This window comes from Amycolatopsis sp. NPDC114503, assembly GCF_055633655.1.
Map to the genome: position 1 here is coordinate 106,118 of NZ_JBVKDT010000009.1, position 18,188 is coordinate 124,305.

The window sequence follows — 18,188 nt, forward strand, 5'->3', positions numbered from 1 at the left end:
TCGTGGGTGCTTACCGCGGCAAGCACCCACGAGCGGGTTCAGGCGGGGTAGCGGACCTCGAACGTGACGACCCCCTCGTCGGTCCGCCACGGGCCGTGCGGCATGCCCGGCGGACGGCAGGCGTACATCCCCGCGGTGAACGTCCGGCCGAGCGTCAGGTCGGTGAACGAGCCCTCGAGAATGTAGACCTCCTCCCAGAAATCGTGTTTCTGCACGCCCATCGGCGTCGAATCCGCACCCGGTTCGTGGCGCAGGATCCGCGTGGCCACCCCGGTTTCCGGGTCCTTGGCGAGAATCCGCTCGGTGATCTTCGGGTCGTCGCCGGGGCAGACCGTGAAGGCGACGTCGGTCACCGGGAAGAATTCGTGTTCCGGTTTGTTCATCGGGTGATCGCTCCGTCGAGGTCGTAGCTGGACAGGAAGGCGTCGATGTCGCCGAGCGCGCTGTCGAAGCCGTAATTGCGGTAGGCGTAGCCCTTCACCACGAACGGGGCGCCGGCGTAGAACATCTCGTATTGGTGGTGCCGTCCGGCGAATTCGCTGCCGACGACGTCCCAGGCGAGCTTGAACAGCTTCACCCGCTCCTCCGCGGGCGCGGACGGGCTGTAAATGTATTTGTCGATATCGGCGCGGGTCTCCGGGTTCGTCAGGTCCGCGACGCTGGAGGGCACCTGCAGCACGCCGCCGCCGACCAGGTCGCGCAGGATCGCCAGCAGCCGCGGGTACAGCTCGGCCTGCAGCCCCATCGCGCCGTACACCGCGCGGGAGCCCGGCCGCCACATGCCGTTGTCGTCCGGTTCCGCGGTGTACTCCGCGGCCAGCACCGCCGATTCCACAATGGACGCGAGACTGGCCAGCTCGCCGAGCTTCTCGACTACGCCGGGGAATTTGTCGACGCCGTTAACCGCCGCGACCTTGCGCGCGAGCCCGGCGATGAACTGCGTCTTCACCATGAACCGGATCTGCGCCTGCCAGTTGCCGAACACGTGTGCGCCGGTGTCGAAGAACTGTCGCCGCAATCCCGCGACGTCGCGGTAGACGAACACGCGCTCCCACGGAATGAAGACGTCGTCGAAGACGACCAGCGCGTCGGTTTCGTCGTAACGCGAGGTGAGCGGGTAGTCGTATTCACTCGTGGCAGCGGGGGCATACGGACGGCGGCAGTAGAGCTTAAGTCCTTCTGCGTCAACGGGAACCGCGAAGCCGAGCGCGAAGTCGGCGTCCTCCGGTCCGAGCGGCTTGATGCAGGACACGAAGATCTCGTCGGCCACCGCACCGCCGGTCGCCAGCATCTGCGCTCCGCGGATCACGATGCCGTCCTCGCGCTCCTCCGCGACGCCCGCTTGGATCAGGTCGCCTTCCCAGGCGTGCGCGGTGGTCGCCCGCGAGACCTGCGGCGGGATGATCGCGTAGGAGACGTACAGATTCTCCTCCAGCACTCGCTTGTGGTACGCGGCGATGTTGGCGGAAAAGTCCCGCTCCCCTTGCGAAAACGCCTCCGGGTGCGCGGAAAACGCCGCGACGAACGCGCCCACGTGGTCCGGGCTGCGGCCGACCCAGCCGTGCGTGTGGCGCGCCCAGGTGGTCGCCGCTTCGCGGTACGCCTTCAGGTCTTCGCGGCTGCGCGGCGGCGTGAAGAGGCGGTTCACTGTGGACCCGGTCGCCGGGTCGGTGACCGGGATGCCGGACTCCGGGTCGGCCGCGAGGTCGAACAGTTCCGCGATGGTCTTCGCGATCGGCGCGAACGCCGGGTGGTGGGCGACGTCCTCGACCGGCGCGCCGTCGAGGTAGATCCGCCGGGGGCCTTTCAGCGCGGCCAGATAGTCGGCTCCGCTGCGCATCACTCGCTCCTCTGTTTCGTTTCGTACGCGTGGGTCAGGGTCGGGCCGCCGGGCAGTTCCAGGTGGACGCGCCAGTACGCGCCGTAGGCGAACTCGCCGCCGAGCAGCGGCAATGTGCCGCAGTACAGCGCGAAATCGCCCTCGACCGGGCCGAGCCGGTCGAGCAGGTCCGCCGGGTGCCGCAGCGCGGCCAGCTCCCCTTTCTGATAGGGACATCCGTCCACACTGGAGTCCGCGACGACGTGGTCCCAGTCCGGAATGGACACTTCGGGGCCGATCTCGGCGACCACTTCCCCGAGCGGCTTCGGACAGGCCGCTTTGGACAGTGCCACGCCCTCCCGCTCCAGATCGCGGTCGGTGTGATCGGACCCGACGCCGAGGAAGTACCTTCCCTGATGCCGGATCAGCACCGGCTCCACCTCGCCGGACGTCCCCGGCGCACTCACACCCACGACCGGCTCGGTCGTCAGCAATTCCGGATCCAAGCGGTAAAACGCGGGCACCGATTCCGGTCGCGGCACGCCGATCGCCGCCAGTTCGGCGATGTGCTCCTCGACCGCGGCCTCGTCGCTTCCGGTGTACCCGGCCACCACCAGCCGCGCCGGGGCGAACGCCAGTTCCTCCCCGGTTCCCGCGACGTGCAGGGCAATCGTGGTCATACTCCCGCTCCCGTGAAGTCTGCTGTGGACACTGGCCACCGCCGATCGGCCAGCACCGGGAACTCCGCCCGCACAGTGTCCACAATGGATTGGTCAATTTCGCAGCGCAGCACTTCCTCGCCGTTGCCCGCCTCCGCCAGCACAGTGCCCCACGGATCGACAATCCGGCTGGTACCAGCCAATTCGACGTCGCCGTGCTGGGTCCCGGCCGCGTTCACCGCGATCACCACGACCTGCTCTTCCACCGCGCGGCACGAGGTGAACATGCGCCAGTGCTCTCGCCGCGCCGCTGGCCACGCCGCCGGAACCACGACCGTCTTCGCGCCGCGGTCCACCAGCCCGCGCCACAACTCGGGAAACCGCAGGTCGTAACACGTCGTCGCGCCGATCGGCCCGAGTTCCGTTTCCGCGACGTTGAGCGTGTCCCCCGGCGTGAGCAATTCCGCCTCGCGCGAGGCGTAGCCGAAGACGTGCACCTTGCGATAGGTATGCGCGATCGTGCCGTCCGGCGCGAGCAACACCGCGGTATTGAACAACCGTCCCGCCGCGTCCCGCTCGACCAGGCTGCCAAGATGCACATACGCACCCAGGCTGCGCGCCCACTCGCGCCCCGCCGCCACCGTTGACCCGTCGAGGGTTTCCGCCTCGTCCGGATACGCGTCGAACGAGAAGTACCCGGCAGCCCACAACTCCGGCAGCACCACCAGTTCGGCACCGCGCGCCGATTCCACCAACTGCCCGGCCCGCACCCGGCGGTCCGCGGCCGTCTCGTCCGGCGGGCTGGCCAATTGCACCAGCGCGACCTTCACAGCCGCTCCCCGACCCGCAACGCCGTCATCGTGCTGGACAAATGCTTCGCCAACGCGTCTCCAGCCGTCTCCGGCTCGCCGCCGCGCAACGCTTCGACGATCGCCGCGTGCTCGGCCAGCACTGTTCCGGCGCGGGTTTCGCTGCCCGCGACCGCGCGCAGTCCCATCCGAACCTGCCGGTCCCGCAACGATTCGTAGAACTCGGCCAGCACCGGATTCCCCGCCCGCCGCACGATCGCCCGATGAAACGCGCGGTCGAACTCGATGAACCGCACCGGTTCGTCGACCACTTCGCGCTGCTTCGCGAGAATGTCGTCCAGCTCGGAGAGGAAGGCCTCGTCGACGCGCTCGGCGAGCTTGCGGACGCACCAGTCCTCGACCAGCTCGCGCGCCTCCATCACCGCCCGCACCTCCGCGTCGGAGATCGGCGGCACGAACGCGCCCTTCTTCGGCACGATCTCGAGAAAGCCCTCGGCCTCGAGCCGCAACAACGCCTCCCGCACCGGAGTACGGGACGTCCCCGCCGCCTCGGCGACCTCCGATTCGGTGAGGAAGGTCCCGCCGTCGCGCGGCAGCTCGGCGATGCGCTGCTTGAGGAACCGATAGGTGACGTCCTGCGCGGACCCGGCCCGCCCAGCCTGTCGTACACTGCTCATGGACAAGATGTATGCATCACGCATGGCAGGCGGGCAAGGGGTGTTTGCCGAGGTTGAGCGGCCGCTGGCGGGCTACTGACCGGCTCGGGCGCTCCGGCGGAACGTCCGGGTCATCCCCTTGTTCAGCCGCCTCGGAATCGCTGCCTGCCGGAGGCAGCGCCTTCTCGGCGGCAAGACGGCGCGAGGGCGCCCGCCTTGCGTCGCGCGACTGCACGGGATCCGCCGACCAGACAGAGCGCATTCCTGCTCGGCCTTCCAACACCCGGCAAACCCGGTTACCCCGGCCTCACCATCTACCCGAAAAGTGCCTTCTTGGCACCAAGATCATCCCCGTTTACCGTTCCGGAGTCACCGCCGCACAACCTGCCGGGAGGTCTCCGTGGATCGCTTCGTCATCACGGGTGCACACGTCTTCGACGGCGAGCAATCGCTGGGAATCGTGGACGTCGAGGTCGCCGACGGAAGGATCGCCAGCGTTGGAGGCCACCGTCCCGATGGGGTCGAACTCATCGACGGTACCGGGGCCACGCTGCTGCCCGGCCTGATCGACGCGCACACGCACACCGACGCGCAGTCGCTCCGGCAGGCGCTGACGTTCGGGGTCACCACGGAATTGGACATGCTTTCCCTGCCGGAGCAGATGATTCCGTTGCGCCGCCTGACGAAAACCTCGAACGATCTCGCCGACGTGCGCTCTCCGTCCCTCGGGCTCACCCCCGAAGGCGGGCACCCGCATCAGCTGCGGAAGGGCCAAGGCGATCCGACGTGGCCCACTGCGACCCGGACGGAGGAGGTCGCGGCGTTTGTCGAGGCCAGGATCTCGGAGGGGGCCGACTACCTCAAGGTGCTGGTGGAGGACGGTCACCTGTTCGGAAGCGAAACCCTGCCCCGCCTCGCTCCCGAACTGGTCGAGGCGACGGTCCGCGAAAGCCGCCGCCGCGGGAAAATGGTGTTGGCGCACGCGATGACCGTCGAGACGGTGGGCCAAGTGGTCGACGCGGGAGTCGACGGGCTCACTCATCTTTTCGCTGACAGGCCGCACACCGCGGAGTTGGTCGGGAAGGTCGCTGCCACCAACACTTTCGTGATTCCCACGTTGACAGTGCTCGCGTCGATCACCGGTGAGCCCGTCGGGCGCCGGCTCGTTGAGGATCGGCGGGTTTACCCCAAGTTGACGCCGGAATGGCGGGAGAATCTGTCCGGCACGATGGCCACCAGTCCTCTCGAAAAGTTCGGTTATGCGTTGGAGACACTCGCCGCGTTAAGGAAAGCTGGGGTCGACATCCTGGTGGGCACGGATGCGGCGCATTTGGGCGCGCCGGGAATGGCTCACGGTGCCAGCTTGCACGGCGAGCTTCAGCTCCTCACCGAGGCGGGATTCACCCCGGCGGAAGCCCTCCGAGCAGCGACCTCCCTCCCGGCGAAGCGCTTCGGGCTGGCCGACCGGGGCCGGATCGAGCCCGGTCTCCGCGCGGACCTCACGATGGTCGCCGGCGACCCGACGGTCGCTATCGCGGACACTCTCTCGATCCAGCGCGTGTGGCGCAACGGAACCTACTGCCCGGCAGCAGCAATCAACGCCTCCAGCCCAGACGCCTGAGTCCGCCAATCCACGACATTCGACGCACCGCCTGCCCACCGCTCACCGATCCGGTTCAGCGAGTCACGATCCCGCAGCCACACCGAATCCGCTTGCTGCCGCACGAAATCCTGATACGCCGACGATCCGGTCGCAGAGGCGAGATCGCCGAAGTACCGCAGGAAAATACCCTTGAATTGCTTCTGATTGTCATCGCACGTGCCGTTGTCACACGATTCTGCCAACACCCCGCCCGAAGTGAGGCCGGTCATCGCCGCGTCCGCCAGCCGGCGGGCGGCGTCCACATAGGACTGATCGCCAGTCGCTCGCCAAAGCTCGGTGAAGCCGCCGATGGCCAGGCCCTGGTTGTAGGTCCAGACGGTCTGGCCGTTGTTCGCGCAGCCTGAGGTGAGGCCGTCGTTGACCAGGCCGGCCGAGTTGATCAGGCCGCTGCGCAGGTACCAATCCCCCGCCTCGCGTGCGCGCGCCAGCCATTCCGTATCCCCGTCCAGGCGGCGGTGCAGGGAAGCAGCGAGGCGAAGGTAGAGACCGCTGGTGACGGCGTTCTTGTACGTCCGTTCGCGATCCCACCACACTCCCCCGCCGCAGGTGCCGGTGTCCCAGAAGCCGTGCACGTAATCGGCGATTTTCGTGGCTTCGGCGAGATATCGCGCATCGTGCGTACGGTCGTACGCCGCAAGCCAGGCCAGGCCCCACCACGCGGTGTCGTCGACGGCCCGGCTGATGAAGTCGCCGTCGATCGGGTCGGAACTGCGCGCCCCGGCGGGGAATGCGGCCCGGTTCACGTCGAAAACCCGCGCCAGGACCGGGTCCAGGCCGGAAACTCCGGAATCTGCCAGCGCGGTTACCGCGACCGCCGAGTTCCACCAGCTCGACGGCCACCAGGCGCGGTAAACGTCGTGCGACCACAGCAGGGCGTCGACCCCCGCGGCGACCCGCGACTGAGCGGGGCGCGCCCACGCGGTGCAAGCGCCTTCCTGGTGAGCGGCTTCCCGGCCGCACGCTCGCACGGCACCGCCGTTCATCCGTCCGCGTGGATCTTTGGCAGCGAACGTCGCGGTCTGTGTCGCGGTCTCGCCAGAGGGGACGCTCGTGCGGCCGAGCGACGAACCGTCCGGCCAGGTCGCGCCGGCGTCCCAGGACCGGTCCAGCCAGATCTCGTCGCCGGCGCCGCCGGAATCGATGCTGGCCCAGGACATGCCGCGGTCGTCGAAGTGCAGCCGGACTGACCGGCCGAAGACGGTCGCGGGTGCGACCGGCTGGCTGTCGCCGGAACCGGGGGCGGAACCGTCGCAGGCGGCATCGCACACGGTCGGGTAGATCCAGGCCGTGCACGCGACGGCCTGCGCGTCTCCGCAGGCACGGAGCAGGCCGCGGCGGTGGCCGACCGGGTCGGCGAGGTTGTACATGAGCGTGCGGGTGCCGGTCCAGGTGTCCGGAATGCTCGCTTTGCCCAGCAGGCCGTCCCAGGTGCCGCCGCCGTCCCACGACCGGTCGAGCCACACCGCGTCGCCGGCGCGGCCGTTGTCGATGCTGGCCCAGGCCATCCCGTCCGCGTCGGAGACGTGCAAGCGCAGCACCCGGCCGTTGATATCCTTGTCCGGCAAGGGAAACGTCTCTTGCGCGGCCCGCGACGGATCGAGGGTGTCACACGAAAGCGCGCAAACCGCGGCGGCCGCGCGCGGGACGGTCAACGAGGCGAACACGAGCAGCACTACGAGCACGGTCCGCATGGACTCGTCCCCTCGCCTGGGTGAATTTCCGCCCAGGATAAGAACTCGCGCGGACGCCGGTGAAGGGCCGCGCGCGGTTCTGTCCCGTTCCGGACAGGCGGGTTAGCCCGATCAGCCGCCGCTGCCCTGGCGCCGTCCCACCGAACGGCCGATGAAATACCCGAGAACGAGCCCGACGATCAGGCCGATGGCGACGAAGAAGATGATGGTGGCGGCGGCGATCTTGCCGACCGTGCCGAGGAACCCCTTGGCCTCGAGATCGGTCGCGATCGCCACGGACTGGGTCAGTGCGTAGTGGGTCATGCCTCCCAGGATGGCACCGGGGCGCGAAACCCGCCCGGACGACGCGCGGATCCGCCCGGCAAGGTGCGCGGGTTAACCCGGCGGCGGATTCGCGCCCCGGACCAGCAATTCCGCCACCGCGCGGGCAGCCGCCTCGACGTCGTCGCCGAGGCCCGCGGGCAACGCGCGCTGCAGCCACAGCGTCGCGAACCCGTGCACGAGCGACCAGGCCGCCGCGCCGGCGACCACCGGATCGACGCTTCCGTCCCGGAAACCGGCGATCGCCCAGTCCAGCGCCTGGGTGCTGCGCTCCTGCGCGGCCCGCAGGTCCGGATCGTCGCCGCGGAGCAGCTCCGGGCGGAACATCACCTCGAAGTGCGCCCGGTGCTCGACGGCGAACGAAACGTAGGCGACCCCGGCCTCGAGCAGGTCCGACGACGGCGGCAGCTCTTCAAGGGTGTCCGCGAGCAGGTCGAACCCCTGCGCGGCGACCGCGGTGAGCAGCCCGGACCGGTCGCCGAAGTGGTGCGCCGGGGCGGCGTGCGAGACCCCGACCCGGCGGGCGAGGTCGCGCAGGTTGACCGCGGCCGGACCGGAGTCGCCGAGCACCTCGACGGCCGCGGTCAGCACCGCCTGCCGCAGATCGCCGTGATGGTAACGACGGGCCATGGCATCGAGTATGCCACCGACTTGTCAGTGACTAGTTTCGACGGCGGACCCCGGAGAACCGCTCGGCGGTGCGCCCTGATCCCGTGGCAATGGTTCTGCCGGACAGCGGAATTCGTGTGCTGCGGGAGCCGAGCGAACCCGCTGACTCCTGGGCGAAACAGAACGCCTCGACGAGGTGCGCGCATCCTTCGACACGGCTTCCGAGGCGATGAACAGCAGGGCCGCTAGGTCACCACGATTTCCCTGCTGGCGGACAGGAACTCGTCGTCCTGCGAAAGGTAAGAGGCGGTGATCGTCACTGAGCCGGGCGAGAAGCCGCCGGCTCGGCGCTCCCGGCCGTAGAAGGTGAACGGCTGCAAGACGAGGGCTTCCTCTTCCTGACCGTAAGTCGCCTCCACCGAGGGGACGGCCAGACCGCCGGACCCGGTTTCCGCGGTCGGCCCCACCAGCTGGTTCCGCCAGACCCGCACCGGTTCGTAGGAGTCGTTGAAGAGCGTCACGCGCAGCACGACCTCCTCGTCGGCGGCCACGCTCCCCGGTGCGGCGAGTTCGATGCGCACGGTCAGACCGGCATCGGTTCGGCGGGCAGCTTGATCCGGTGCGCGAAGTTCGTCCCGCCGACCGCGCCTGGCCCGAAGTCCATGATCCAGCCGGTCGCGACATCGGTGGTGTCCGTCGAGCCGCCAGGGTTATTGGCGGCGATGTCGTGGGCGCTGAAGGCGGCGACGGCCGTCGTCCAGCTCGCTGGCATGCCGAGTTTGGACTGCATCGCCGAGACGGCTCCGTTCTGCGTGTAGGCGGTGGCCCGCCCGCCGCCGGTCTTGGTGTTGGCCAGGATCTTGTCGAGCAACGGCTTGAGGTCCGCGTCGTGGAACGCCCTGCTGCTGTTCACGTGGACGACCTCGTGGGCGTTGATCCGGGCGGCCGCGGCCGGCGTGACGAACCATCCGTTGCCCTGGTTGCCCCCGTTCACCCCGTGGTAGGAGCGCACCACGGACAGCGTCCCGGTGCCGTCCTTCACCCAGGCCTCGCTGTTGCTGGCGATGCCGTTGGACTTGGACTCGTAAGCGATCGGGACCTGGGTTTGGATGCTTCCGGTGGCCTGATCGCCAGCCGCGCCCGCGTTGGCCACGCTGCCCCAGGGAATGACTGAGGTCATTCCGCCCGCGGTGAACGCGAGCGGACGGCCCTTTTCGGCGGGCACTCCACCCCACGCCACGGTCCCGGCCCGCCCAGCGTCCAGGAAACCCCGAAGACCGGCAGCGGGCGCGGAGGCACGGTCGTCCTCGGACACCGTTTCAGCGGCGAGAAGCGAGCCGTCATCCGCCGGGACGCCACCCGTCGGCACCTCGGCCGCCTCCTCCACGATGCCGCCGTCAGCAGTGCGACTGTGTTCCTCGTCGTCCGGCTGGCACCGAGCCGTCGGCTGAGCTGCCGCCGGAGCCTGGGCGGCCCGTGGTCCGGAATGCACGCGGACCTGGCTGAAATCCTGGGCGAACCCGGCGTTCCCAGCCGCGCGGGGCACGGTGTCCAGCAGTTCCCGCGGCACCTGGTGCGCACCGCAGAGTTCACTGGCCTGCTGGCCCGATTTCGAGGACGCCCGCGGTGCGCGCTGGTGGGTGAACATCTCTGCCCCCTTGTCGACCGGGAATTGTCGGCAGCTCGCGTCACCGCGGCGTCACCGGCTTTGAGCCGTAAGGGGCGTTTCCGTCAGCGGGGCGAGCACCCGGTCCGCCCTAGCGTGCCGCGCCCGCGCACCGGCACGATGGGCACGTGAGCGAACGCGGAGGGGGACGTCGAGTGCTGTCCGGGGCTGGTGCGTCGTGAGGCGGAAGCGGCGGGACCGGCCGCAGGTGTCCATCCGGGTCCGGCAGATCTGGGAGATCGTCACGACCTCGGTGGCGCTGCTCGCCGGGGTCTACCTGATCCTCGTCACGATCGAACCGACCCGGCTGGTGATCGAGCGCTACGTCGGGCGTCTCGAGCTGTCCGGGCTCGTCGCGCTGATCGGGGTGATGCTGGAAGTCACCACCATCGCCGTCTACCAGCTGGGCCGCGAGGTCCGGGGCTTGCGGACCCGGCTGGCCGGCGTCGAGCGCGAGGCCGTCGCGCACTCGCTCACCGAGGTGATCTCGGCGCTGGAGAACGCCCCGACCGGACGGCGGCAGCGTCGTCTCGAGGTGCTCGGCTTGACGTTGAACACCGTCTGGCCGGTGCTCGCCACCTGGCTCACCTCGCACGACCGGCCCACCGGCTGGCGCATCACGCTGCTGTGCCTCGACCCGGACTTCATCGACCGGGCGGGCGAACTTCCCGCAGAGTGGGCCGCGGAGGCCCGGCGCAGCACGGCGAGGATCCGGTCGTTTCTCCAGCAGGAGGCCGAGGACCTGCGCCGGCGCGGGATCGTCGTCGAGCTGAAGTCCTACGGCTGCGTGCCGGTCGTGCACGGCTTCCGCTTCGGCGACGGCACGGTGTTCGCCGCCTACCTGCAATGGACCGAAGGCGACCGGATCCGGCCCTTCGAGTTCTACGACCGGTTGTCCCCGGATGACCGGTCGCCGCGCACCGGGCATTACCGCGACCTCTTCGACAGCTGGTTCACCCGCGCCGCCACGATTCGCGGCGTGTCCGGCGCGGGCGCACCAGGCAAAGAAGCCGCGGAAACCCCCGCGACCTGACGATGGCCGCTCAGCGGACGAATTCGAAGATCTGCTTCTGAATCCCGTTCGAATAGGCTTCGCTTTCGACCAGCTTCAGCGGCTGCTTGTCCTTGTCGGTTTCGCTGAACAGCCGCTTCCCCGCGCCGAGCAGAACCGGGAAGACCAGCAGGTTGAGCCGGTCGACCAGTCCGGCGTCGGTCAGCTCGCGGACCAGCGTCGCGCTGCCGTTGACGATGATCGGCCCGCCTTCGGTTTCTTTCAGCGCGGCGACCTCGTCAAGCGAGCGAAGAATGGTCGTTTCGCCCCAGTTCGTCACGAGGTCTTCGTCGCGCAGAGTGGTCGACACGACGTATTTCGGCATCACCTTGTAGTGCGGGAATTCCTCGGTCATGTCCGGCCACACCGGAGAAAACGCCTCGTAGCTGACGCGGCCGAGCAGCAGCGCGGCCGCCTCCTCCTGCTCGGCGCCCTTGAGCGCGTAGGCGGCGGGGTCGAACTCGATGTCCTTGAACGTCCAGCCCGCGTTGCGGTAGCCGGCCTCGCCGCCGGGGGCTTCGACGACGCCGTCGAGGGACACGAACGCGGTGGCGATGAGGGTGCGCATGAGATCAGCTCCTGGTTCGGGGTGGTGCCTGTTCACCTACGCGTCGAACGGCAGCGACCCGATCAGACACGCCACCCGGAACCTCAGCTATGACCTGGCTCACACCGCGGTGCGCCAGGCGTCGTACCCGTAGATCGCGTCCGCGGCGGTCGAGCTGGTTCCGCTCTGCTTGAGCCAGCTGTTGTTCCGCGAGGCGAGCTGCACCTCGCGCGTCCGGTCCAGCCGGGCCGCCTGGTACGCCTTCAGCGCGACCTCCGTGTTCGGGTACGCCGCCAGCGCCCGCGACAGCACCACACTGTCCTCAATGGCCATTCCCGCCCCCTGTGCCATGAACGGCATCATCGGGTGGCACGCGTCGCCCAGCAGCGTCACCGGGCCGCAGGACCAGGTCGGCAGCGGATCGCGGACGTACAGCGCGGACTGCAGCACCGAATCGCACGCCTCCAGCAGCGCGCGGGCCTCAGGGTGGAAGCCGCGGTACGCCTCGCGCAGTTCGGCCACGTCGCCCGGAGTGGTCCAGGATTCGTGCCGCCATTGGCTTTGCCGGGTCGTGGCGAAGACGAACACGTCCTCGCCGCGGTTGAGCGGGAACGTCACCAGCTGCGTGTCCGGATCCGGGCCCCACCATTTGGTGAAGGAATCCAGGTTCGGCACGTCCACCGAACCCGCGGGCAGCACCGCCCGGTACGCGACGACGCCGGTGAACTCCGGGTGTTCCTCCCCGAACAACGCGGTGCGGACGGCGGAGTGGATTCCGTCGGCGCCGATCACGACGTCGGCGGAAGCACTGGTACCGCCGAAGTCCAGCTCTACGCGGTCCGTTGTGGACAGTCCGGTCAGCTTGTGTCCCAAGTGGACGACGCCGTCGGGCAGCGCGCGTTCCAGTGCGGCCAGCAGGTCCGCGCGGTGCATCGTCAGCTGCGGCGAGCCGTAGCGGCGTTCGGCCTCGTCGCCCATCGGGAGCCGAGAGGTTTCCTCGCCGGTGTCCCAGGTGCGGCTGATCCGGTACTTCGGCCGCGCCGCGGTTTCGCGCAGTTCGTCGCCGACGCCGAGGCCGTCGAGGGCGCGGACCGCGTTGGGCGTCAGGTTGATGTCCGCGCCGACGCGGCCGAATCCGCCCGCCTGTTCGTGCACGACCGGCGAGAATCCGGCCTTCCCCAAGGCGGCAGCGGCGGCCAGGCCGCCGATTCCGCCGCCGACGATCGCGATTTCCGGCACAGCGAAAGCTCCTTCAGACAGTGAGGTCGAGCAGATCGTGGCCCACGACGACCGGGCCGGAATAGTGCGGACGGACTCGCTTGAGCCAGCCCTCGTCGTCAAGGCGGGCGGGGTCGGCGGGGCCGAGGTGCGACAGCGCGACCCGCCGGGCCCCGGCCGCCGCGGCGACCCGGCCGACGTCCGCCGGCGAGGTGTGCGAGGCGGCGAGGAACTCCAGCAGTTTCGGCGAATAGCCGATGCTGCGGTAGAAATCGGGCTCCATCGCTTCGTGGACCAGCAAATCGGCGCCCGCGGCCAGTTCGCCGACCGCGTCGCTGCGTGCGGTGTCGCCGGAGAAGGCGACCACGCCGTGTTCGGTCTCGAACCGGTAGCCCAGCGCCAGATGCAGCGGCGGATGCGGGACGGCCCGAGCGCTCACGCGCACCCGATCGTCTTCGTGCACCACGATTTCCGCACCGGCGGCCGCTGAGATGTCAGTTGCGCTGATCAACCCGGCCAGGCGCGGCCGGTCGCTGGTCCGCTGCCGCACCGCGACGTCCTGTCCGAAGGCGGCGAGACTGCCCGCGACCAGGCCCTCCGTGCCCGCGGCGGGCGGGCCGGGGTCGGTCGGGTCCGGGCCGGGTCCGTAGACCCGCACCGGATCGATAACACCCTGGTTGGCCGGGCCCCAGCCGAGCAGGAAGAGCGTGAACAGCTCGGCGACGTGGTCGGAATGCAGGTGCGTCACGAACACCCCGGCCAGATCGCGCAGGGACAGCCCGGCGGAGACGTACTTGCCGAGCGTCCCGTAGCCCGCGTCGACCAGGTAGACGCGCCCGCCGACCACCACCGCGTTCGCGCAGCCCTGCCGGCCCGGCGCCGGGTACGGCCCGGCCGCCGTGCCGAGCAGGACCACGCGCAGCGCGTCCGTCACGGCGAAACCTCTTCGAGCGTGCGGCCCTTGGTCTCCTCGGCGAAGAACCCCGCGACGAGCGCGCCGACGAAGCAGATCCCGCCGAGCACCAGGAACACCGAGGCGAGTCCGCTGCCGCCGGCGTACAGCGCGCCGACCAGGATCGGGCCGAGGATCAGGCCGAACCGGTTCATCACGCCGCCGAGGCTGACGCCCAGCGCGCGGCTGCGGGTCGGGTACAGCTCCGGCGTGTACAGGTACAGGCAGACGTTCACCGCGAAGTTGAACATCGCCGCGAGCGACGACCACACCAGCAGCTGCAACGGCGTTCCGGCGCCGAGCGCGCCCAGCACGACCAGCATCGCGGTCGTCCCGCCGAGGCCGGCGGCCAGCACGACCCGGCGGCCGAGCTTGTCCACCACCAGCGCGGCGATCAGGCAGCCGACGAGACCGGCGACCGACGTGGCCGTGCTGTACCAGAGCGCCTGGCCGATCGAGAGGTGGAACGAGCCCTTGTACAGCGTCGGCAGCCACGAGGTGATGCCGTAGTTGGCGAGGTATCCGACGAACCAGATCGTCCACACCATCAGCGTGCGCCGCCGGTAGCGACCGGCGAACAGGTCGCGGAACGAACCGCGCTTCGCGGGCGCCGCCGCCGGTGCCGCGGCGGCCTCAGCGGGCGGAGGCAGCGGACGGCCGAGGGACTCCTCGACCCGGCGCTCGATCAACGCCATCGTCGCCTCGGCCTTCTCGGTGTGCCCGTGCGCGGCGAGCCAGCGCGGCGACTCCGGAATCCGCAGCTGCAGCAGCACCGCGGCGAGACCGGGAACGGCAGCCAGCGCGAACAGCGGACGCCAGCCCCAGTGCGGGATGACCCACGCCGCGACCAACGCGCCGACCGCGAGACCGGCGGGGAAGACGATCTCGTACATCAGCACGAAGCGGCCGCGACGGCGAGCCCGGCTGATCTCCGCGATGTAGGCGGCCGCAGTCGGCACTTCACCGCCGATCGCGAGACCCTGCACGAACCGCAGGATCAGGAACGGCAGCAGCGCGGTGCACAACGTCATCGCCAGGCTGCACAACGCCGTGACGGCGACGCACAGCGTGATCACCTTGACGCGGCCGATCCGGTCGGCGGCCCAGCCGGACGCCAGCGCGCCGAGCAGCATGCCGATCGAACCGATGGTCAGCGTCGCGGTGCTGGATGCGGTCGTCATGTGCCATTCGCGGCCGATGACCGGCAGGGTGTAGGCGATCAGCAGCTGGTCGAACGCCTCGAAGAACGTGACGATGCCGATGATCAGGCGGATCGAGACCTGCCAGCGCGACATCGGGAGCCGTTCCAGCCGGGCGGCGATGTCCCGCTGGGTCACCTCGGGGGTGGCGGCGATACTCATGGGCCCTCCTCGGAGCCGGAGCGTGCAATCGATCGTAGGGGTTTCAGGCGCGGGCGGCGCTGTGCCTGCGGTCCGTGAGGGGAACCCTGAGGGACTCAGATTCCCGCAGGGTTCCCTTCACGGACTTGAAGCGGGGGCGGCCGGAGGAGAGTCCGGCAGCTCGGCGTCCAGGAACCGGACCAGGTCGTCCGCGGCGGACGGTCCGGCGGGCAGCACGAGCCGATCGGGCGCATGCGGGTCGAATCCGGGCGTACCGGGCCATGGTGGCGGCTCGGGTCCCAGAGCGGCGGCGATGTCCACGCCGGCCAGTTCGGCGAGGTGGGCGGCGGAGCCGAAACCGGCGGCGGCCACGCGGTGGCGCGGCATTCCCAGTCGGGTGCCGAGGTAATCGAGCGCGCCGGCGAGGTCGGCTTCGAGGTCGGACAGTTCGAGCGCGGCGAACGCGGCCTCCGCTTTGCCCGGACCGAAGGTGTGGCCGCCGGTCTCGTAGTAGAACAGCGGCGCGACGGTGACGTAACCGCAGCTCGCGAGCGTGCGGCAGGTGGTTTCGACGGGTTCGTCGAGCCCGGCGGCGCCGTGCAGCACGAGCACCGCGCCGCGCACGCGGCCGGGCGGATGCCGCACCAGCAGCGGCGCGGACGTCCGCACCACCCGGCGGCGGCGGTTCGCGGGTCCGTGCCCGTGATGGTGGACTTCGGCAGCTTCGATGGTGCCTCCCACGTCTTGTCTCCCTCAGCTCTCCGGAACCGGCACCGGCGGCACGAACGGCCGCGGCGTCGCGGGCAAGGCGGTCACGTCCACCTCGATCACGAACGGACCCTGCTGGGCCACTGCCTTCGCCAAGGCGTCGGCGAACTGGCCCGGCTTCGACACCAGCGCGTGCGGCAGGTCCAGCGACTGCGCCATGCGCGCGAAGTCCGGCGTGTACAGGTCGACGCCAGCGCGCTGGCCGCGGTGGTGGTCCTGCATGTTGCGCAGCACGCCGTACCCGCCGTCGTTGAACACGACCAGCGCGAGCCACGGCCGTTCCTGCGCCAGCGTGCACAGTTCGCCGAGGTGCACCGCGAGACCGCCGTCGCCGACCATCACCACGGTCGGCGCGTCCGGCGTCGCGAGGGCGGCGCCGATGCCGGTGGCGAGACCCTGTCCGATGCCGCCGCCGACCGGGAACACGTTGGTGCGCGGGTCGTAAATGTCCAGCAGGCGGTTGCCCCACTGGCTGGACGGGATGGTCACGTCGCGGGCGATCACGGACTCGGCCGGGAGGCCGTCGCGCAATGCGGCGCAGATCTCCGCGTACGGACCGATCGCCTCGTTCAGCTTGTCCCGCACGGCTTTCCGGGTCTCGACGACGCGTTCACGCCAGCCGGGCTCGGTGCCGGATTCCACAGTGGACAGAGCAGCGAGCACCACCGCGGCGTCGCCTTGCACTCCGACGGTGGCCGGGTAGACGCGGCCCAGCGCTTCGGCGTCGACGTCGATCTGCAGGTGCCGTTCGGGCAGCGCCAGGTGGTAATGCTTGGTCTCGTTCGAGCGGAAGTGCGTGCCGATCGAGACGAGCAGGTCGGCGTCGGCGAGGAGCTGAGCCGCCGACTCGTGCGCGGCGAAGTTCCCGACGACCAGTTCGTGGTTCTCCGGCACCGTGCCGCGGCCGGAGTTGCTGGTGAACACCGCCGCGCCGAGCCGTTCCGCGAGCGCGCGCACTTCGTCGCGCGCACCGGTCGCGCCGCCGCCGAGCCAGAAGATCGGGCGCCGGGCGGTGGCAAGCAATTCCGCGGCTTCCGCGAGCACGGCGGCGTCGGGCGGCGGGATCGGCGTCGGCTCAAGCGAGCCGGGACGGAACTCGTGCCGCGAGTACTGCAGATCGATCGGCCACTCGACGCTGGCCGGACCGCTCGGCACCGACAGCGCGTGCCGGATCGCCGTGCGCAGAGTGTCTTCCGCGGTCTCGACCGACGTGACGGTGGCCGCGTGCTGGGAAATCGCGGTCAGCATGCCGATCTGGTCGCGCGTCTCGTGGATGACGCCGCGCCCGCTGCCGAGGAATTCGGAGTCGATCTGGCCGGTCACGTGCAGCACGCGGCTGCCCGCCGTGAGCGCCTCCACCAGCGCGCCCGCCGCGTTGCCCGCGCCGGTGCCGGTGCTGGTGATCGCGACGCCGAGGCCGCCGCCGGCCCGGGAGTACCCGTCGGCGGCGTTCACCGCGGCAGCTTCGTGCCGCACCGGCACGAACCGCAGATGCTGCGAAACCGCTTCCACCAGCGGCAGATTGTGCACACTCACCACGCCGAAGGCGGTGTCCACTCCGGCTTCGGACAGCAGGCGGACGAGAAGTTCGCCTCCGTGACCGTGATTCATGGGTCCGTCCCTTCTAGACATAACGGGCGATGCCGCCGCCGACGTCGATCGTCGCGCCGGTCACGTAGGAGGCACGCGGCGAAAGCAGCGTGACGATGGGGAAAGCGACCTCTTCCGCGGTGCCGAGCCGTCCCAGCGGGATGCCGCGATCGGCGGCCAGCTCAGCTGACCAGTCCACAAAGGACAGCTTGCTGCCGGAGGCGTCGTATCGGCGTCGCCACTGTCCGGTGTCGACCAGGCCGAGGCAGACCGAGTTGACTCGGACGCCGTCCTCGGCCAGTTCGGTCGCCAAAGTCGTGGAGAGATTGAGCAGCGCTGCCCTCGCCGCGGAGGTGGCCGCCAATCGAGGTTCGGGCTGGCGGGCGAGGATCGCGTTCACGTTCACCACAGCGGGATTCGAAGCCGCCCGCAACCACGGCAACGCGGCCCGGACGACGTGCAGCACCGAGAAGATCTTGAGCTGTAACTCTTCCCGCCACTGCTCGTCGGTCGTCTCGGCGAGGCGCGCCATCAACGACCGGCCCGCATTGTTCACGATCCCGGCCAGTCCGCCCAGCTCGCGGGCGGCGTCGGCGACGAAGGTTTCCACCTGCGCCTCGTCCAGCACGTCGCAGGACGCGGTGTACAGCCGGGCTCCCTCGGCACGGGGCAGATCGGCGAGGGCCTTCTCCAGCCGGACGCCGTCGCGGGCACAGGCGGCGACGTGCGCGCCTTCGGCCAGCAGCGCGGCGGCGGTCGCGAGGCCGACGCCGGAGCTGGCCCCGGTGACGAGCACCGCGCGGCCCTTCAATCCCAAATCCACGGGTTT

19 protein-coding genes are annotated in these 18,188 nt (G+C 69.8%); 2 read left to right on the plus strand and 17 right to left on the minus strand.

Annotated features, from left to right (window positions below):
- Window positions 1-38: 38 nt before the first annotated feature.
- Genes ACZ7OI_RS33845 through ACZ7OI_RS33865 form a run of 5 tightly spaced genes read right to left on the minus strand, consistent with a single transcriptional unit; the run spans window position 39 to window position 3,964 of the window.
- Window positions 39-383, minus strand: a complete 345-nt coding sequence (locus ACZ7OI_RS33845) for a cupin domain-containing protein (protein WP_470268159.1) — start codon at window positions 381-383, stop codon at window positions 39-41.
- Entirely contained in the window at window positions 380-1,840 is a 1,461-nt protein-coding gene (locus ACZ7OI_RS33850) for a 4-hydroxyphenylacetate 3-hydroxylase family protein (RefSeq protein ID WP_470268160.1), read from the minus strand. Before ACZ7OI_RS33850 ends, ACZ7OI_RS33845 begins: the two co-directional genes overlap by 4 nt.
- Window positions 1,840-2,499: a DUF2848 family protein gene (locus ACZ7OI_RS33855; RefSeq protein ID WP_470268161.1), complete on the minus strand. Its 660-nt coding sequence runs from the start codon at window positions 2,497-2,499 to the stop codon at window positions 1,840-1,842. Before ACZ7OI_RS33855 ends, ACZ7OI_RS33850 begins: the two co-directional genes overlap by 1 nt.
- Entirely contained in the window at window positions 2,496-3,308 is an 813-nt protein-coding gene (locus tag ACZ7OI_RS33860; RefSeq protein WP_470268162.1) for a carbon-nitrogen family hydrolase, read from the minus strand. The genes ACZ7OI_RS33855 and ACZ7OI_RS33860 overlap by 4 nt, the downstream gene beginning before the upstream one ends.
- Window positions 3,305-3,964: a GntR family transcriptional regulator gene (locus ACZ7OI_RS33865; RefSeq protein ID WP_470268163.1), complete on the minus strand. Its 660-nt coding sequence runs from the start codon at window positions 3,962-3,964 to the stop codon at window positions 3,305-3,307. The genes ACZ7OI_RS33860 and ACZ7OI_RS33865 overlap by 4 nt, the downstream gene beginning before the upstream one ends.
- Before the next feature lie 379 nt (window positions 3,965-4,343).
- On the opposite strand from ACZ7OI_RS33865, the gene ACZ7OI_RS33870 reads away from it, so the two are divergent.
- Window positions 4,344-5,564 carry an amidohydrolase family protein gene (locus tag ACZ7OI_RS33870; protein WP_470268164.1) on the plus strand — a complete coding sequence of 407 codons (1,221 nt, stop codon included), beginning with the start codon at window positions 4,344-4,346 and terminating at the stop codon, window positions 5,562-5,564.
- Here the strand turns inward: ACZ7OI_RS33870 and ACZ7OI_RS33875 are convergent.
- The 5 genes from ACZ7OI_RS33875 to ACZ7OI_RS33895 form a co-directional block, all read right to left on the minus strand.
- The gene (locus ACZ7OI_RS33875) at window positions 5,519-7,297 is read right to left on the minus strand and encodes a glycoside hydrolase family 76 protein (protein WP_470268165.1); all 1,779 of its coding nucleotides are present in this window, start codon (window positions 7,295-7,297) and stop codon (window positions 5,519-5,521) included. The two genes, ACZ7OI_RS33870 and ACZ7OI_RS33875, sit on opposite strands and share 46 nt — an antisense overlap.
- A 111-nt stretch (window positions 7,298-7,408) precedes the next feature.
- Window positions 7,409-7,600: a hypothetical protein gene (locus tag ACZ7OI_RS33880; RefSeq protein ID WP_470268166.1), complete on the minus strand. Its 192-nt coding sequence runs from the start codon at window positions 7,598-7,600 to the stop codon at window positions 7,409-7,411.
- A 72-nt stretch (window positions 7,601-7,672) separates the two neighbouring features.
- Window positions 7,673-8,248 carry a TetR/AcrR family transcriptional regulator gene (locus tag ACZ7OI_RS33885; RefSeq protein WP_470268167.1) on the minus strand — a complete coding sequence of 192 codons (576 nt, stop codon included), beginning with the start codon at window positions 8,246-8,248 and terminating at the stop codon, window positions 7,673-7,675.
- A 224-nt stretch (window positions 8,249-8,472) separates the two neighbouring features.
- On the minus strand, window positions 8,473-8,808 hold the full coding sequence (locus tag ACZ7OI_RS33890; RefSeq protein ID WP_470268168.1) for a hypothetical protein: 336 nt from the start codon (window positions 8,806-8,808) through the stop codon (window positions 8,473-8,475).
- 2 nt (window positions 8,809-8,810) lie between these two features.
- Window positions 8,811-9,875: a hypothetical protein gene (locus tag ACZ7OI_RS33895; RefSeq protein WP_470268169.1), complete on the minus strand. Its 1,065-nt coding sequence runs from the start codon at window positions 9,873-9,875 to the stop codon at window positions 8,811-8,813.
- Between the two features lie 196 nt (window positions 9,876-10,071).
- Between ACZ7OI_RS33895 and ACZ7OI_RS33900 the strand changes: the two genes are divergently transcribed.
- Entirely contained in the window at window positions 10,072-10,926 is an 855-nt protein-coding gene (locus ACZ7OI_RS33900) for a hypothetical protein (protein WP_470268170.1), read from the plus strand.
- A gap of 10 nt (window positions 10,927-10,936) precedes the next feature.
- On the opposite strand, the gene ACZ7OI_RS33905 is transcribed toward ACZ7OI_RS33900, so the two are convergent.
- From ACZ7OI_RS33905 to ACZ7OI_RS33935, 7 genes are all read right to left on the minus strand, one after another.
- On the minus strand, window positions 10,937-11,512 hold the full coding sequence (locus tag ACZ7OI_RS33905) for a dihydrofolate reductase family protein (RefSeq protein ID WP_470268171.1): 576 nt from the start codon (window positions 11,510-11,512) through the stop codon (window positions 10,937-10,939).
- A gap of 99 nt (window positions 11,513-11,611) precedes the next feature.
- On the minus strand, window positions 11,612-12,730 hold the full coding sequence (locus ACZ7OI_RS33910) for an FAD-dependent monooxygenase (protein WP_470268172.1): 1,119 nt from the start codon (window positions 12,728-12,730) through the stop codon (window positions 11,612-11,614).
- Window positions 12,731-12,743: 13 nt separating this feature from the next.
- The gene (locus ACZ7OI_RS33915; protein ID WP_470268173.1) at window positions 12,744-13,643 is read right to left on the minus strand and encodes an MBL fold metallo-hydrolase; all 900 of its coding nucleotides are present in this window, start codon (window positions 13,641-13,643) and stop codon (window positions 12,744-12,746) included.
- The gene (locus tag ACZ7OI_RS33920) at window positions 13,640-15,022 is read right to left on the minus strand and encodes an MFS transporter (RefSeq protein WP_470268174.1); all 1,383 of its coding nucleotides are present in this window, start codon (window positions 15,020-15,022) and stop codon (window positions 13,640-13,642) included. Before ACZ7OI_RS33920 ends, ACZ7OI_RS33915 begins: the two co-directional genes overlap by 4 nt.
- Before the next feature lie 117 nt (window positions 15,023-15,139).
- A complete protein-coding gene (locus tag ACZ7OI_RS33925; protein WP_470268175.1) occupies window positions 15,140-15,742 on the minus strand; it encodes a dienelactone hydrolase family protein in 603 nt (200 codons plus the stop codon).
- 12 nt (window positions 15,743-15,754) lie between these two features.
- Window positions 15,755-17,380, minus strand: coding sequence for a thiamine pyrophosphate-binding protein (locus ACZ7OI_RS33930; protein WP_470268176.1), 1,626 nt, complete (start codon window positions 17,378-17,380; stop codon window positions 15,755-15,757).
- Window positions 17,381-17,393: 13 nt separating this feature from the next.
- Window positions 17,394-18,182 carry an SDR family oxidoreductase gene (locus ACZ7OI_RS33935; protein WP_470268177.1) on the minus strand — a complete coding sequence of 263 codons (789 nt, stop codon included), beginning with the start codon at window positions 18,180-18,182 and terminating at the stop codon, window positions 17,394-17,396.
- Window positions 18,183-18,188 lie beyond the last annotated feature (6 nt).